The sequence below is a fragment of the Nonomuraea sp. MTCD27 genome, from assembly GCF_041950495.1.
Taxonomy (GTDB): domain Bacteria; phylum Actinomycetota; class Actinomycetes; order Streptosporangiales; family Streptosporangiaceae; genus Nonomuraea.
In genome coordinates, this window is the sequence record NZ_JBGNUW010000034.1 from 70,340 (window position 1) to 86,976 (window position 16,637).

The 16,637-nt window shown below is 70.2% G+C and carries 10 protein-coding genes; 3 read left to right on the forward strand and 7 right to left on the reverse strand.

What is annotated here, in order from left to right:
• Positions 1 to 91: 91 nt before the first annotated feature.
• Genes ACBJ59_RS56560 through ACBJ59_RS56575 form a run of 4 tightly spaced genes read right to left on the reverse strand, consistent with a single transcriptional unit; the run spans position 92 to position 8,204 of the window.
• Positions 92 to 1,153: an EF-hand domain-containing protein gene (locus tag ACBJ59_RS56560; RefSeq protein ID WP_375118260.1), complete on the reverse strand. Its 1,062-nt coding sequence runs from the start codon at positions 1,151 to 1,153 to the stop codon at positions 92 to 94.
• Positions 1,122 to 6,443, reverse strand: coding sequence for an SDR family oxidoreductase (locus ACBJ59_RS56565; protein WP_375118261.1), 5,322 nt, complete (start codon positions 6,441 to 6,443; stop codon positions 1,122 to 1,124). Before ACBJ59_RS56565 ends, ACBJ59_RS56560 begins: the two co-directional genes overlap by 32 nt.
• Positions 6,433 to 7,662 (reverse strand): acyltransferase domain-containing protein, encoded by a 1,230-nt coding sequence (locus ACBJ59_RS56570; RefSeq protein WP_375118262.1) that lies wholly within the window; start codon positions 7,660 to 7,662, stop codon positions 6,433 to 6,435. The genes ACBJ59_RS56565 and ACBJ59_RS56570 overlap by 11 nt, the downstream gene beginning before the upstream one ends.
• 2 nt (positions 7,663 to 7,664) lie before the next feature.
• Positions 7,665 to 8,204: an EF-hand domain-containing protein gene (locus ACBJ59_RS56575; protein ID WP_375118263.1), complete on the reverse strand. Its 540-nt coding sequence runs from the start codon at positions 8,202 to 8,204 to the stop codon at positions 7,665 to 7,667.
• 561 nt (positions 8,205 to 8,765) lie between these two features.
• Between ACBJ59_RS56575 and ACBJ59_RS56580 the strand changes: the two genes are divergently transcribed.
• Entirely contained in the window at positions 8,766 to 9,611 is an 846-nt protein-coding gene (locus ACBJ59_RS56580; RefSeq protein WP_375118264.1) for a hypothetical protein, read from the forward strand.
• A 223-nt stretch (positions 9,612 to 9,834) separates the two neighbouring features.
• On the opposite strand, the gene ACBJ59_RS56585 is transcribed toward ACBJ59_RS56580, so the two are convergent.
• Positions 9,835 to 10,380: a dihydrofolate reductase family protein gene (locus ACBJ59_RS56585; RefSeq protein ID WP_375118265.1), complete on the reverse strand. Its 546-nt coding sequence runs from the start codon at positions 10,378 to 10,380 to the stop codon at positions 9,835 to 9,837.
• Complete coding sequence (locus ACBJ59_RS56590) at positions 10,377 to 10,967, reverse strand: NADPH-dependent FMN reductase (protein WP_375118266.1); 591 nt, start codon at positions 10,965 to 10,967, stop codon at positions 10,377 to 10,379. Before ACBJ59_RS56590 ends, ACBJ59_RS56585 begins: the two co-directional genes overlap by 4 nt.
• 72 nt (positions 10,968 to 11,039) lie before the next feature.
• Here ACBJ59_RS56590 and ACBJ59_RS56595 point away from each other — a divergent pair, with 72 nt between their 5' ends.
• Positions 11,040 to 14,126, forward strand: a complete 3,087-nt coding sequence (locus ACBJ59_RS56595) for a BTAD domain-containing putative transcriptional regulator (RefSeq protein ID WP_375118267.1) — start codon at positions 11,040 to 11,042, stop codon at positions 14,124 to 14,126.
• Between the two features lie 323 nt (positions 14,127 to 14,449).
• On the forward strand, positions 14,450 to 15,589 hold the full coding sequence (locus ACBJ59_RS56600) for a hypothetical protein (protein WP_375118268.1): 1,140 nt from the start codon (positions 14,450 to 14,452) through the stop codon (positions 15,587 to 15,589).
• A gap of 65 nt (positions 15,590 to 15,654) precedes the next feature.
• Here the strand turns inward: ACBJ59_RS56600 and ACBJ59_RS56605 are convergent, their stop codons facing one another.
• Positions 15,655 to 16,530 (reverse strand): LysR substrate-binding domain-containing protein, encoded by an 876-nt coding sequence (locus ACBJ59_RS56605; protein ID WP_375118269.1) that lies wholly within the window; start codon positions 16,528 to 16,530, stop codon positions 15,655 to 15,657.
• Positions 16,531 to 16,637: the final 107 nt, after the last annotated feature.

The window sequence follows — 16,637 nt, forward strand, 5'->3', positions numbered from 1 at the left end:
GTCGGGTCGCCGTCCGGCAGAGCGCGGAGCGGCCGGGACCGAGAAATCCACACGATCTGGGGGTCAGCTCCCGTAACGCAAGGTCTCGGGGTCAGGCGCTGCCGGTGGCGTAGCCGACCACCGCGTCGCCTTGGGAGGCGTCGGCGTCGAGGGCGAGCGCTGTCGAGATTCGGCCGAGCATGGTGTAGAAGCCGGTGACGATGAGCAGCTCCACGATCTGACGCGGCGACAGATGGCGGCGCAACCGGGCGAACGTCGTGTCGGAGGCCGAGCCGCGATGCAGGACCTCCGCGGTGAAGCTCACCGTCGCCTGCTCCGCCTCGGTCAGGCAGGGCGCGTCGAGACGGCCGTCGCGGATCGCGATCATTTTGGACCGCGCGGTGTGTTCGGCCTGGGCGGCGCTCACGTGCTGGGTCCATACGTACGTCGCGCCGAGGTCCACGGCGACCTGAAGAACAGCCAGCTCGCGAAGGTCCCCGGGCAGTGTCATGTCGGCGAGGACCGCGCGTGAGAAGCCCATGGCGGCGGGGAACACGGTCTGCGCGTGCGCGGCCATCCGGAAGATGTTGAGCGGCGGAAGCGCCTGCAGCAGTCGCCGGGCCTCCCCCGAGAGCTCGTCCGGGGTGGGGTACGGGATCCGCGCGGTCTGCTGGTGGGCGATCGGGCCGAACAGCCAGGTGCCCGGTACGTGGGGGTCGTCGCTGGAGTAGAACTCCTCGAAGGTCTCGGCGAGTTCCTGCGCTGAGACGGTGCCGCTGAAGTCGATGTCGAGGTGGCGGAAGGCCATGTCGGCGTCGCGCTCGGCCAGGCCCCACCCGCCCAGGAAGGCGCGGAATTCCGCGGAGTCCAGCTCGCCGTCGCGGTCGGTGTCGCAGACCGCCACGACCGCCTCGGCCAGGCGCCCCAATGCCTCGCGCGGGACAGGGCGCGGCTGGTGGAAGCGTTCCCTGGTCACCGGGCCCGGCGGGTACAGCACGTCGAACAGTTCGGCGTGCCGGGAGCGGAGCTCGTCGCCGGCCGCCTCGCCGGCTTGGCAGCGCGCAGTGATGCGGTCGGCGGCGTTCTCGAAGTCCGCCTTGTCGATCTTGCTGTCGCCGTCGGTGTCGAGCAGGCGGAAAAGGTTATCGAGCTTGCTCCTGCTCAAGTCGTGCATCGATGGGTTCCTTTCCTGGGGCCTGTCTGGGGGCCGGTTCTGGGCGGTGGGCGATCGAGGCCGCGACGAGCTCCGTGACCCGTCCGGCGACCGTGCCGTCCGGCGACACCGACAGCAGTGCGGAGCCTTGCTCGACGAGGGCAAGCGGTCCTGCCGGCGCGACATCGAACAGCTCGACCCGGGCGGCGGTCTTGGGCACCACGATGTCGATCGGCCCCGGCGGCTGGAGCGTGGCCAGCTGGAACAGTCCGTCGAGCTGGACGACGGGCAGGGTGCTTTCCGGGAACCAGCGCGCGATCTCGGCGAGGTCCACGTGGAGCTCGGCGCGGCGCCCCTGCGGGTGGACCCGCGCATGGTGCATCCCGGCGAACAGCCCGGTCAGTTCGATCACGGGGGCGCCCGCCACACAGGGATTGACCAGTTCGCCACCGGGCGCGTCCGGCCAGGGCTCCCAGCGCGGAGCCTGCGGCGGGTCATCACCGAGCAGGACGTCGAGGCAGGCGTGCAGCCGGTCGTGGACGAGGACGCGGCCGTCCGGGGCACGCACGTCCCCGCTCACCCGGACGTGGATCCTGTCGGGGGCGGTCAGCCTGCCGGTGACCTGGACCAGATGCGGCCGGTCGCGGGCGTGGACGTGCAGGAAGCTGTCGAGCCGGAGGTTCTCGAAGGCGACGGGGAAGCGCCCGGGGCACAGGAGTCGCGCCGCGTCCGCGGCGATGCCGATGTGGAAGGCGCCGGGCAGAGTCGGGAAGCCGCGCACCAGGTGCTGTTCGAGGTAGCCGTCCCTGTCCAGGTCGAACCGCCTGGTGAAGGTGATGGTGCCGGCTTCGAGCTCGTTGATCCGGCCGGCGAAGAAGGCGCCGTGGCACCAAGCGCGGTAGCCGGGTGCGGTGCGTTCGATGGCCTTGATCTCGCGGGGGCCGAGCAGCACCGTCGCCGGCGGCCGGTCTTGGGCCGCCAGCTCCCGCATGAAGTGCCGGACGCCTTCGTCGCTGCTCATGGCGGTCAGCAGGCCGCCCTGGTCGAAGTGGGCCTGCTGGAGCGCGGAGGCGGCGAGCCCGGTCTCTCGCCAAAGGCTGAATCCGATGGTGTGCTCGGCCGGGCTCTTCCCGGCCTGGTGGAAGAGATAGTCGTTGGTCGCCGCATAGTCGGAGTCGCCCGGAAGGGCGAAGAAGCCGGCGTAGGAGCCCACGTTGTACCAGAGCGCGGGCGGGTGGTCGGCGAACGCGCGGGTGAGGTTGCGGTGGACGTCCCGCTTGAAGTCGCGTACGTGCCGGAACTCCGCGAGGCTCTTGGTGGCGAGAGCGTGGTTGCGGTTGATCCCGGCGAGATTGAGCAGCAGATCCACTCGGGGCGAGCCGCGCAGGACATCAGCCATGACCCGGGCCACGGAATCCGCGTCGAGCAGATCGCAGACGTGGTGGTCCACCCTGTTCTCGCCGCAGAGCGCGGTGAGTTCGGCGAGCGTGTCGCGGACCTGCATGGCCTGAACGTGCCGGTCGTAGGCGTGGCTCGCCTCGGCGGGCGACTGCCCGCGGGGACGGGCCTTGATGAACGCGGCGCGGCCCTGCCTCGCGGCTTCCGGGATGTCATGGGGCCGGCTGGTGCCGAGCACGACGATCCGCGGTGCGCTCGCCCGGGCTATGCCCTTGAGGAGTTCGGCGCCGATGCCGCGGCCCCCACCCGCGGCCACGACGAGCGAGTCGCGGGTCAGCGGCACGTCGGTGCCCACGGTCGGTCGCTGCTGTGCCCTCACCGCGAGGCGGCGGCCACCGCGGTAGTAGATGACGGGCAGCAGGTACTGTTCGCCGCTCTCGCCGGCCGCGTCGGCCAGCGCCGCGGGCAGGTCCCCGTCGTGCACGACGGCCAGGACCTCGGATGCGGGGAACTCCAGGGCCAGCACCTTGACGAATCCGGTGTACAGACCGACCTGAGGGTCGTCTGCCGCGTGGTAGAGCAGGACGGTGACGGAGTTGCCGTCGCTGAACCGTCCCGCGCAGGCGCGTACGGCCAGGAACATCGCGTCGTGCAGCCGGCTCGTGGCCGGTCCGCGCAGGTCGACCAGGATGCGCAGGTGCTCGGGCCGCAGGCCCGAGCACAGTGACTCGTTCAGGGGCAGCGGGGTGGCGGTGCCGTCCTGGTGGAGGACGATGCGGTCGTCCTCGACGACGAGGAGCGCCTGGGATTCCGGGACGGCGCCGGGGTCGTTGGTGATGACCAGCGTCCCGGGCGGGATGAAGGGCCGGGCGGGACGCTCGCGGCTCGGCTCCGACGGGGCGAGGGACAGGACGTGCCGGGCCAGCGCGTCCGCAGGCGCCGTTCTGCGGGTCAGGACGAGCTCGCGGCCGGTCGTCTCGTCCCCGCGGACGAGCCGCAGCTCGTCGTCGGTGCCCTGGAGGAAGTCGATGATCTCGCGTCCGCCCTCCGCGCCCGCCAGGGTCTCTCCGCGCCGGACCGGTGCGGCGGAGGTCGGGCGTGCGGACCGTACGGTCGCGAGAACGGGCAGGCCGGCGCTCTCGGCGATCTCCCGGCTGGTCACGGCGAACAGGAACGCGCCCTCGGCGAGCGACCTGCCGGGGAACAAGGCGGTGAACGCGGGAAGGCTGTTGCCGTGCGCGCCGCAGACCAGCGCCACCTCCAACGTGCCGTCGCCCACGTAGTGCGCCGCCACCTGGAAGGCCTCTATCAGGGACGCCTCCCCCTGGTCGACGCTCATGTTGAGGCCGCGCAGATCGAACCGGTTGGACAGCCGGCCGGCCGCCAGGTTCGGCATGCAACCCGGGTAGGAGTCCTCCGTGGGCGGCAAGGCCAGGCCCTCCAGCTCCGCACGCAGCCGGGAGGCGAACGCCTTCAGTTCGGGGTCGCCATCGGGAAGCAGGCCGTCCAGCTCGTCGGCGTGGGTGCGGGCCCGCAGCAGCATCGCCGTACGCGTCGGGCCGCAGTGGCCGACGATGACACCGCCGCGTTCGCTGCGGGCTTCGATGAACGATCGCACCTCAGCGGGCAGGCGGTGGACCCCTTGCACCAGCATCAGCTGGACCCGGTCCATGCGGCGGACGTTCGCCGGCGGAAGGGTGAGCTCCTCCAGCGGGGGCGAAGGGTAGTCGGCGCCGAACCCCGGGCCGTCCTGCGGGAGCACCGTGGAACACCCGACGATCACCATCTCCTGCGTGTCCGGTTCCGGGGCGGGAGGCGCGGCGCCGGGTCGATACTCCTGGATCACGACGTGCGCGTTGGTGCCGCCGAACCCGAACCCCGAGACCGCCCCGGCCCGTCCCCGGGTGCCCTCGGACGGCCAGGGCGTGTGCCTTGAGGGGATGTCGATCTCCGTACCCGAGAGCTGCGGGCCGCTCGAAAGCGGCTGTGCGGGGATCTCGCCGTGCCGCAGCGCCAGGAGGAGATGGATGACCGAGGCCGCCCCCGCCGCCCAGCCGGTGTGCCCGATCAGGGACTTGTTGGAGACGACGTGCAGCGGACGTCCCGTGGCGTAGCACTGGCGCAGGGCGGAGAGTTCCACGGCGTCGCCCCTCGGCGTCCCGGTCGCGTGCGCCACGATCAGGGACACCTCCTCGGCGGGCAGTCCCGAGCAGGCGAGCGCCCTGGCGATCGCGCGCTGCTGCCCCGCCGCCGCCGGCTTGTAGATCGAGGTACCGCGGCCGTCGGCCGACAGCCCCACGCCGCTGATGATGCCGTGGACGGTGTCGCCGTCGGCCAGCGCACGGCCGAGCCGTTTGAGCACCACGACGGCCGCGCCGTCGGAGAACAGCACGCCGTCGGCATCCGATGACAGCGCGCGGACGGCGCCGCCGCGAGCCAGCCCGCCGTTCTTGGCGAACATCACCTGCAGCGTCGGCGTCAGCACGCTCGCGCCACCGCACACGGCCACGTCGGCCTGGCCGGCGAGCAGTTCTCGCCGCGCCAGGTCGAGCGCGTACAGCGAGGACGAGCACGCGGTGTCGACGAGATGGGTACGGGTACCGGGCGGCAACAAGCCCTCGGCCACCGCGTGGACGAGCCGGTGCGGAAGATGGGACACTGCCGCACCGCGGCCGCCGTACCGGGCGTTGACCAGCTCTTCGAGCCGCGAGGACGGGGGCAGGCTCCTCGCCCGTACGAGCACCTCGTCGCGGAACAGCGACTCCTCCTGGTGCTGGCTGCCGTCGGCGGTGTATCCCAGGCTGAGGGTGAAGCGATCTCCGGCGGTGGTGGCGACCCCTTTCAGCGCCTGGGACACGCTGTGCCGCAGCCAGCCCAGCGCGTGATCCTCGTCCGGGGCACCGTGGGCGTCGAGGAAGCCGCCCATCTGTGTGTAGGTCTTGTCGGGTTCGTCGCCGGTGACCGCCGCGAAGTCCGCCACGCTCCAGCGCTCGGCCGGCGGGTCGGACAGCTGGGGCTCGCCCGAGCGGAGCAGGCGCCAATAGTCGTCGGGCGATCGCGCGCCGGGGATCGCGAGTCCCATGCCGACCACGGCGATCGCGTCGGAGCCGGGCTCCACGGGCCGGGGCGGTGGGGTGGCCGTCGTCGGGGCGGCGGGGTGGATGTGGGAGAGCCCTCCGTCGGCCAGCAGGGTCTGCCCGGTGACGAACGAGGCGTGCTCGCAGGCGAGCAGCAGAACCAGACTCGCCAGCTCCCGGGAAGCGGCCAGCCGGCCCATCGGGGTCGCCGCCTCCACCGCACTCCGGAACTGCTCGGCCTGCGGGAACAGGCGGCCGGTCGGGTTGTCGATCAGGCCGCTGGAGGCGGTGTTGACCCTGATCCCGTACGGTGCGAATTCGACGGCCAGGTAACGGGTGAGAGCCTCCAGCGCGGCTTTGGTCACGCCGGTCGGCAGGTAGTCGCGGACCGCGCGCTGGGCGCCGATCGATGAGACGTTCACGATCACGCCGCCGCGCGGCATGCGCGGGCGGGCCGCCCTGGCACACCACAGCGCGCCCTTGACGTTGGTGGCGAAGGCCCGGTCCAGGGCCTCTTCCGTGGTCGCCGCGTGGTCGGCGAACTGTCCCGTCGCCGCGTTGTTGACCAATAGGTCCAGCCGGTCGATCTCCGCGAACATGTGCTCGACCTGGGCGGGCTGGGCCACCGAGGCACGTACGGCCCGCACCCGCAGACCTTCGGCGGTGAGCCGGGCCGCCAGTTCCTTGCCGCGGTCATAGGAGTGGAAACAGTTGACGATCACCTCCGCGCCGGCCCGGGCGAGGTATTCGACAATGTGGCTGCCGACCTCCCCCGCACCCCCCGTGACCAGCGCTGTCTTGCCCGCGAAGCCGCCCCATTCCGGCTCACCTGCCACCGCTGGCCTCCAGCGAGGCGATCACCTGGCCGGCGATGTCGCCGAGGGTCTCGTGGTCCGCGATCCCGTTGACGGCGGAAGGCTCCAGCCCGAAGTGCCGGCCGACCCGGCCCAGCAACTGGATGCGTTTGACCGAATCCACGCCGAGTTCGGCCTCCAGATGGGCGTCGGCGGTGAGGACGTCCTCGGGATAGTCCAGGGCAGCCGCGTAGATCGCTCGAAGCTGCGCCATGACCTCCTCGTCCGTGGTGGACGGCTGGGGCGAGGGGACATCGACGGGCTCATCGGTGTCCTCGGTGTCCACGGCGGCCGGCTCGGTCAGGGCGGGCAGGATGACGACCTGGGGGTGTGCCGCCTTCACCAGACCGGTGAGCGTGCGACCGGCACCGACCTCCATGAAGACCCTCGCGCCTGCTTCGTGCAGCCGGGCGATCGTCGTGTCGAATCGAACGGGTGTCACCAGATGCATCCCGAGAATGTCCACCAGGTCGTCGTCGTCCCGGTAGCACCGGCCCAGGATGGGCGAGTAGACGGGCGTACGCGTCGGGGCGCACCGCACCCTTCCCAGCCGCTTGACCACCTCGGTCCTGACCCCGGACATCAGGTCGTTGTGGAAGGGGGCAGGGGCCGGGAGCCGGACCGCAGGGAGCCCGAGCGCGTCCGCCACCGCCCCGATCCTGGCCAACCCCTGCTCCGGGCCGGAGACGACCACCTGTGACCGGCCGTTCACGACGGCGACCACCACATGGGGCTCCGCCGCAAGGTCGAGGATCTGCTCCACCCGCCGGACGTCGCAGCTCAGGGAGAGCATGCCACCGGAGGTGCCCGCGGTCGCCGCGATCCGGTGGCAGAGCATCTCGGCGCCCTGCGCGACGGTGAGCGCCCCACCGGCCACGAGCGCGGCGAACTCGCCCATGCTGTGCCCGACCAGCAGGCCGAACTCGACCTCACGGACCCGCAGCAGCTCGTACGTCGCGACGGACACGGTGTAGACGGCCAGCTGGAAAAGCTCTGGGCCTTCCGGAATCGCTGCCGCGGGCCCGAAGATCTGCGAACCGATGTCCGTGCCGAGGACACGTAGGGCGACCTCGTCGATCTCCGCCAGCACACCCCGCAGGACCGGGTCGCCCTCATCCCAGAAGGAGGCGAGCGCTCCCTTGCGGTAACCGCCCTGGCCGGGGAACAGTCCGACCAGGGCGTCGATGTCCAGGAAGGCCACGATCAGAGCACGCGCCCGAACAGCAGGCTTCCGGCCGACTCCGGATCGTCGCCGTAGTAGAAGTCCCGGATGGCGGCGAGCCACTCCTCGCGGCCGATCTCGCCGCTGCCGTCACGGTCGAGCCGCTCGAACAGGGCATCGGTCTCCTGCCTGGACAAACCGAAGGCGCTGCCGAGGCGGAAGAGCTCCTGGGGATCGACGACGTCGCTGCCGTCGTCGTCGATCGAGTCGAACAGGGCCATGCCGATGCGGCGGACCGATCCCTCGAATCGTGCCGGGTCCCTCTCAACGGCCGTTACGTACTCCTCCAGGGAGACCTTGCCGTCCTTGTCGGCGTCGGCGGAGCCGAGCAATGCCTTCCACAGCTCGTCGTAGGCGGTGGCGAACTCCGCACGCAGATCGGGCCGGTCCGCCGGAACGAGCCCATCACACAGGCGGGCGGCCATGGTCGCGAGATCGTCATGCTGGAGTTGCCCGTCGCCGTCGAAGTCGAGCTGGCTGAAGCGGCGGGCGAGCTTGTCGCGTCGGAAGCCGGTGAGCATGCGAGAACCTCCTCAATCGGATGACTACCGAAAGTATCGATCCTGTAGCTCTCCGGCGTAAATGCTGGTCAGAGGAGTATCACTCGGACGACATCCTTCACTCTGGCAACCCACATCACGATCGTGACGAAGTACAAGAAAAGCGGCGAAGAGGACGAAGAGGGTGAGCATTGTGGAGGCTGCTGTTGATCACTTCTTCCAGAATTTTCCATCGTGCGGGCAGAGACGGCCGGTGGCGGCACACTCGGTGCACGTCATCGACCCCGTGACGCTCCAAATACTGCCTTTCCCCTTGCAGACATCACACTCATACGTTGCCCTGGAACATCTTTCGCACTGCATGGAGCGCCAACTCTCGGACATCGCTCGATGGGATACGCATAATGCGCGGCGAGCTTTTCCACGTCAAGCACCCGGAATCCGCCAGCAAAATGCGGCTATTGCGAAATATGCGGCATATATCCCGCATGAGAGGATCTCCGAGGAAACGAGAGTCTTTCAGTCTGTTCATGGACCGTTCCGCGATATACCATACTTTTCCGGCCCACCGGAGGGATCGCCATGACGGCATTCGTTATCCTGGCCATCTGGTTCATCGGTGCCGGCATCAGCGCGCGAATCTACTATCACCGAAGGTGCGGAGTGTGGCCCGCATCGGGAGAGGTGGGGGTGACGAGCGCGGTGTGGGCGAGCATGCTCTGGCCGATCACCTGGTTCGTCGACGGCTGGAGAAATCCGAAGCCATGCCGGCACCGACAGCATCTGGAATATCACCCGCCACCCCCAGCCCAAATGCCTCCATCACCGAAACAGAACGAATCCAGTTCACCGGAACACCAAGGATTCAGCGAGGGCGACCGGGTCCGGCTCGTCAAGCCCTTCTGGGGAGAAATCGATCCGTCCACCGGGGTGTTGATGAAGGACTGGGCAGGCCAGGACAAGGGATCGGAGCCCTTGTACGCCGCCGGCGCCAAGGGAACCATCATCTACCCGGACGACGCAGACCCTCGAACCATGCGCGCCGAGGGCAAGCACCTCGTCGCCATGGACGACGGCCGAAGGCTCTACTCCGCCGACCCGTTCCCCGGAGTCGAAGGCACCCCTCTCGAGCGGATCGCCGGCCGGTATCAAGTGGCTCACCACGACAAGAAGGTCTACCTCCGGCCGAAATTCGACACTGGCGACCGCGTGGCACTCAAGGAGACGTTCACCAGCCGGCAGAGCGGCATGCTTTTCGAGGCCGGCTGGACCGGAATGATCTGCCCCCTCACCGTCACCATGGCTGAGTGCTGGGCGAGCGGCCATTACCCTGTATCCCTCGATCCCGACCCGTTCGGCGCGGAACGCGGCATGGTCAACGTCCCCGCCGAAGCACTCGAGCTCATTGAAGACCGCAGAGATCGCTAAAGGCCGGATTCCAACCGCTCAGGTCGCTTATCGCATTCGGCGGGACTGTGAAACCAACGGCGAATTCGGCGATCACAGGAGACATGCCTGAAGTCCGAGACCGCCGTGGAGTCTGCGCCTTGCCGGAAATTGGGCGCGATCCGGACGGTGCCGAAGATGGGTGGGCCCCGATCACCCTCCACAACAGCGCTGACCGAGGCGGGTTCGCAACGGTCGTCCTGGTCTACTGCTCGGGCTGGTAGACCAGGATGACCAGGCCGGAGCTGAACGTCCTGCTCTCCAGCAGCTTCAGCTTGGCCTTCGACTCACGCCTGAACAGCGGCTCACCCTCGCCGACGATGAGGGGGTGCACCCACAGGTGGTACTCGTCGAGCAGCCCGGCCTGCGACAGCGCGTCGGTCAGCTGCCCGTTGCCGTAGATGATGATGTCGCGGCCCGGCTGCCGCTTGAGCTTGGTGACCTCCTCGACGAGGTTCTCGCCCCTGATGATGGTGGAGGTGCCCCAGATGTCGGCCTTCTCCAGGGTGTCGCTGACCACGTAGTGGTGCATGCCGTTGATCCGGTCGGAGAACTCGTCGCTGGGCCTGGTCGGCCAGACCGACGCGAACCCCTCGTAGGTGGCCCGCCCCGACAGCAGGGCGTCCGACCTGCGCATCAGATCCAGGGCGTATTGGGTGGCATCGTCCGTCCGGTAGTCGAACGACCAGTTCTGCGGCTCGTCGATGTAGCCGTCGAGCGTGGTGTAGGTCGAAGCGATGACTTTCCTCATTGTTGCCTCCATTGGTGATCGTTTCTGGCGGCCCGCAGCGTACGGGCCCACCATGACAGCTGGTCAAGCGTGATTCCGGCCGCCGCATGGCAGCTCGCGCCCCGTTTGGGCCAGGAGCCGTCGGCGTCGAAGAGATCCCAGTAGCAGGGCAGGCTGACCGCCTCGGTGACGGCCACCGCCCGCAGCACGGCGAAGATCTCACGGAGCTGGGTGACCGCGTGCAGGCCGCCCGACTCCCTGCCGTACGACACGAAGGCGACCGGTTTGGCCTGCCACTCCGCGTAGTACCAGTCGATGGCGGTCTTGAGCGGCGCGGGGAAGCTGTGGTTGTACTCGGGGGTCACCACCACGAAGCCGTCCGCCGCGGCCAGCCGCGGAGCCAGCGCCCGCACCTCGGCAGGCAGCTCCTCGTCCTCGTCGGTGAGGACCTCGGGCAGCCGCGCCTCGGCCAGATCGACGACGTCGACCTCCAGCTCCCTTCGCCTGCGGGCCTGGGCGGCGAACCACTCGGCCACCGTCGGGCCGAACCTGCCGCTTCTGGTGCTACCGATGATCACCGCCACCCGCAGCCGTTCGTTGCTTGCCATGTGACTACTGTGCGGGGCGGCCCTTACCGGTTCCTTCCACCGCTCTTACCGCTCCGGCATAGGGTGACGGTCATGCGGTTTGGGGTGCTTGGCCCGCTGATGGTGTGGGACGCGGACGGCGCGCCCGTCACGATCCGTGGGCTGAAGGTCCGCGCGATCCTGGCCGACCTGCTCCTGCACGAGGGCCGCCCGGTGTCGGCCGACCGGCTGGTCGACGACCTGTGGGGAGACGACGCCCCCGCCAATCCGTCGGCCACGCTGCAGGTCAGGGTCTCGCAGCTGCGCAAGGCGCTGGGCGATCGGAAGCTGGTGGCGCACCGGCCCGCGGGCTACCTGCTGCAGGTGGAGGCGGACGCCGTGGACGCGCACCGGTTCACCGAGCTCACCAAGCAGGCCCAAGCGGCGAAAGACCCGGTAGCGCGGGCCGCGCTGCTGGCCGACGCGCTGGCCCTGTGGCGGGGCCCGGCGTTCGCCGATTTCGCCGACGAGGAGTTCGCCAGGGCGGCGATCGCCCGGCTGGAGGAGCAGCGCCTGACCGCGGTGGAAGCGTACGCCGAGGCCCGGCTGCAGCTGGGAGAACACGCCCTGCTCGCCGGGGAGCTGGCCGACCTGGTGGCGCGGCATCCGCTGCGTGAGCGGCTGCGTGCCGTACACCTGAAGGCCCTGTATCGGGCCGGACGGCAGAGCGAGGCGCTGGACAGCTACGCCGACCTGCGACAACGGCTCGGCGAGGAGCTCGGCCTGGACCCCGGCCCCGAGCTGGCCGAGTTGCAGCGAGCCATCCTCGCCCAGGACCCTGACCTCGCTCCGGCGGTACGGCACGCCACCAACCTGCCTGTTCCGCTCACCGAGCTGATCGGGCGGGACGGGTCATTGGCCGAGGTGTCCGCACAGCTCGGCACGAATCGGCTGGTGACGCTCTGCGGGTCCGGCGGGGTGGGCAAGACGCGGCTGGCCGTGGAGACGGCGAGCCGGCTGGTCTCCGCCCACTCCGACGGTGTCTGGCTGGTCGAGCTGGCCTCCATGCCCCGGTCCGGCGAGGTGGCCGAGCTCGTGATGGCGGTCATGGAGATCCGCGACCCGGGCGGCGAGCCGCGTACGGCACGCGACCGGCTGGCGCGTGCGCTGCGCAACCGGCGGGTGCTGCTGGTGCTGGACAACTGCGAGCACGTCGTGGACCAGGTGGCGGACCTGGCGGAGGCGCTGCTGCGGGCCGCGCCGGAGCTCCGGATCCTGGCGACGAGCAGGGAGCCGCTGGCGCTGCCCGGCGAGGTGGTGTTGAACGTGCCGCCGCTGGAGCAGGACAGCGCCGTCCGGTTGTTCGCGGCCAGGGCGGCGGCCGCGCAGAGCGATTTCCGGCTCGACGACACGACCACCCCCGCCGTCTCGTTGCTGTGCAGGCGGCTGGACGGGATCCCGCTGGCGCTGGAGCTGGCCGCCACCAGGGTGCGGGCGCTGGGCGTGGACGGCCTGGTGGAGCGGCTGGACGACCGCTTCAGGCTGCTGGCGACCGGGCATCGGGGTGCGCCTCCCCGCCAGAAGACGCTGACCGCCATGATCGACTGGAGCTGGGAGCTGCTGACCGAGCAGGAGCGGCTCGTGCTGCGCCGCCTGGCCGTGCACGCCGACGGGTGCGTCCTGGAGGCGGCCGAGGCCGTGTGCCCCGGTGACGGCGTGGCCGCCGAGGACGTCCTCGACCTGCTCGCCCGCCTCGTCGACAGGTCGCTGGTGTCCAGGGCGGGAAACCGCTTCCGCCTGCTGGAGTCCGTCGCCGCCTACTGCGTGGAACGCATGCGAGAGGCGGGCGACCTGAATGAGGTACGGCACCGCCACCATGCCTATTACACCGATCTCGCTGAACGAGCCGCCCCCCATCTCTACGGCCCCGGCCAGCGCCAGTGGCTCGGCCTGCTCGACGCGGAGGCCGCCAACCTCCGCGCCGTCGTGGACGGCGCTCACCCGGAGCTGACTCTCCGTCTCGTCAATGCCCTCACCTGGTACTGGTACCTCCGCGGCCGCCTGACCGAAGCCGGTCGCTCACTCGAAACCGCCCTCACCGCGGCGGGTGGCGGGGTGCGGTCCTTGGCGATGGCGTGGCTCGTGGGCGTCTCCGTGCTGAAGGGCGGGAGTGCCGAGTGGGTGGCCCGCCGGGAGCAGGCGGCGGAGGTGTTCGCCGGGGAGCTGGGCGAGCGGGCCAGGGCCGCGTGGTTCCTGGCCTTCGCGCTGGTGAACCTGGGTGAGATGGAAGCCGCCGAAGAGCTGCTCGGCAGGGCTCTGGAGGCCCTGCGCGCCGCGGGCGACCGGTGGGGCGAGGCGGCGGCGCTGAGCACTCGCGCCCAGTTCGCGCACGTACGCGGCGACCTGACCGTACTCGAGCGGGCGGCGACCAGAAGCGCGGAGCTGTTCGCCGAGCTCGGCGACCGATGGGGTCAGCTGCAGGCGTCGAGCTGGCTGGGCGGCCTGGCAGAGCTGACCGGCGACAACGACCGCGCCGCCAGGCGGCACGAGGAAGGCGTGCACATGGCGGAGGCGCTGGGCCTGTGGCCGGACGTCAGCGGTCAACTCGCCTGGCTCGGCTGGACCCACGTGCAACTGGGCGACTACGCGAAGGCCTGGAAGCTGTGCGAGCGCGCCTTCCGCCTCGCCACGGAACAGGACTACTCGGGGGGCGAGATCCTCGCCGAGATCGGCCTCGGCTGCGCCGCCCGCAGGCAGGGCGAGCTCGAACTCGCCGAGGAACACCTCGGCAACCTGGTACGGCGGGCGAAGTCAGGAGGCGGCGCCGAGCCCCTGTACCTCTCGATGGTCCTGGTCGAACTGGGCTTCACCGCCGAGGAACGCGGCGACGCCGAGGCCGCCCGCACCCTGCACCTGGAGGCGTACAGCGCGGCACGCAAGCTCGACGCCCCGCACGGCGTGATCTCCGCGGCGGAGGGCCTGGCCGGGGCCGCGGCCCTCGCGGGCGCCCACGCCCACGCCGCCCGGCTCCTCGGCGCGGCGGCTGCGTCCCGCGAGGCCACCGCCCTCCCGCCGTCCCCATCGGAACGTGCCGACGCCGACAGGATCGCCGCGACCTGTCGCCGGATCCTGGGCGAAGAGATCTTCACCACCGAATACACCGCCGGCCGCCACCAGACCCTGGACGAGACGATCACATAAGCACGTCGTGGTCCTGTACGGAAGATCCTGCCTGTACACCCGCTGCTGGGCCGCTGATGCGGCAAAGCCACGCCTGATGGCGAATCGCGCAGGACTGGCTGCCCCTGTCGGGAGCGGGTGTCACGGTCACCTTCGCCGCATCCAGACCCCCTGTGGCATCGAATGCGTCGATCTGCCGGTGGCTGGCCTGGAAACGATGCTCCGTGTTCACCTGCCGTTCCGAGAGGGGAGGTTCCGCTGGTAGGCCCGAGGCAGAAGATCAAGGCGCGTCCCCTGCGTAACGGACGGCACAGCCTCGTGGTGCGATTGAGAGGAATGCCCTCATGTCTGGATCCTTGTCCCGTCGGGCCTTACTCGCCGGCGTGCCCGTCGCCGGCCTGGCGGTCGCGCTGCCCGGCGCCGCTCGGGCGGCGGCGACGGCGTACGCGGCCTTCCGCGTCGTACGTAGCCGACCTGGCGAACCCGGCCGGCCCGAGGTCGTGCTGCCCGTCGGCTACGAGATCCTGCCCGGCGCGAACTACTCCGTGGCCTCACGTGCGGAGTACTACACGTTCGTGCGAGGCCCGCAGAACGCTGCCGGCATAGAGGTCACCGTCCGTTGGCCGGACACGCACATCGAGGCCGTCGTCCACCAGGACACCCGGCTGGCGCTGCGCCGCGTTCCCGGCGACAGGCACAGCTTCTCGTTCACGCTGCCGATGGCGCAGCCCTCGGCCGACGCGAACCAGCCGACGCTCCAGGTATGGAGCTTCCCCGACATCTCACCGGGAATGAACTGGCGGATCGAGCACAACGACCCTGACCGCGTCGCGGGCCCGTGGACGGCGGTGCCGTGGCCGGCCGGCCCGGTCAAATCGGTGGTGCACCAGCTCGTCGCGGCACACGCCATCCTCCGGGACTCCGGCCTGGTCGAGGTCGCCGCGGCGAAGGGACACAGGTTCGTGCTGATGGGCTTTGAGACCAACAACACCTTGCACGCCGACAATCCTCCCCACTGGCACATCTCCTACAACTCCGGCCCGAGCTTCAGCTCGCCCACCCACAACCCGCATTTCTGGTTGGACTCGGCGGGCCGCAACTTCTACAACGGCATGGACGTCACCGGCATGGGGCGGCTGCGATACTACGCGGGCGATCCCGCGCCTCTGTACGACTTCGTGGGCGACGCGAACGGCGGCCGTGGCAATCTCGTCGTCACCTTCACGCTTCGGCAGGACGGCGGCATCGACATCGCTGCGCCTGAAGGCCGTACGTACGCCATCGCGGCGGGGCCCGACGGCGATCTGGTGGAGGATGTCATCGCGCTGCGTGACGGTGAGCCCTGGCTCCGCGTCAGCACCGAGGACCGGGTTCAGCAAGGCGTGCTCGTGGTGCGGGTCAGGGGACTGCAGGACCACGCCGAGTCCAGCGTGCGTGTCCACCGCTACGACCGGTTGACGGGAGTGCTGAAGGACAAGCCGTAACGAGCGACGCCACGTGACGGGGCGTACGAGCACGGCGGGCGCGCCAATCCACCGGCTGCTCCCCCTCAGCCACGGCGTGCGCTTCGTGCGGCCGTGACGAAGTCGGTGACGAGCCTGGACTGCCGGGTGCCGTCCCAGGCGAGGGCCACCCGGCCCGGCGGTACGTCGATCGCGGGGACGTAGGCGATGTCGGGGCGCGGGAACAGGGCCGCCACCGGCTCGGGGAGGAGGGCCACGCCGCGTCCTGCCCTGACGTAGCCGAGAAGTTCCTCTATGTCGCGGAAGGCGGGGCCCCGCACCGGCTGGGTGCCGTCGGGCGCGGGCGCGGCGCTCCAGACGGCCGCCCAGTCGGGCGCGGCGTCGGCGTACTGCAGGATCGGTTCGCCCGCGAGGTCGGCGACGCGAATCCCGGCCTCGCCGGACAGGGGGTGACGGGCGGGCAGGACGAGGCTGAGCCGCTCCGGGTACAGCGGCAGGACGTCCAGCCCGTCGGCGTCGACGGGCAGCCGGACGAAGCCGACGTCGACGGTGCCGTCGAGGAGCGGTCGCGCCTGATTCCACCAGCGGATGCGGACCAGTTCGATCGGCACGTCGGGGTGGCCGGCGGAGAACCCGCTCAGCGCTGCGGTGACGTCCGTACCGAGCATGAAGCCGACGGTCAGGGTGTGCTCGCCGGCGTCGATGCGGCGGACGCGGTCCTGGGCGGCCTGCCCGGCGGCCAGCAGGGCGCGGGCGTCGTGCAGGAACTGCTCGCCGGCGGCGGTGAGGCTCACGTCCCTGCTGGTACGGCTGAAGAGCACGACCCCGAGGTCGCGCTCCAGCTGCCGGATCTGCCGGGACAGCGCGGGCTGGGTGACGTGCAGGGCGAGGGCCGCCTGGCCGAAGTGCAGGCGCTCGGCCACGGCCACGAAATATCGCAGCTTGCGCAGATCGAGGTCCATCGGGCCATCAAGCATTCCACAACCCCGGTCGCTCCCGCACCAATGCCCCCCGGTTATCGAACGCCCCAAAAGAGGCATTGGACCTGCCCTAAAAAACGCAGGATACT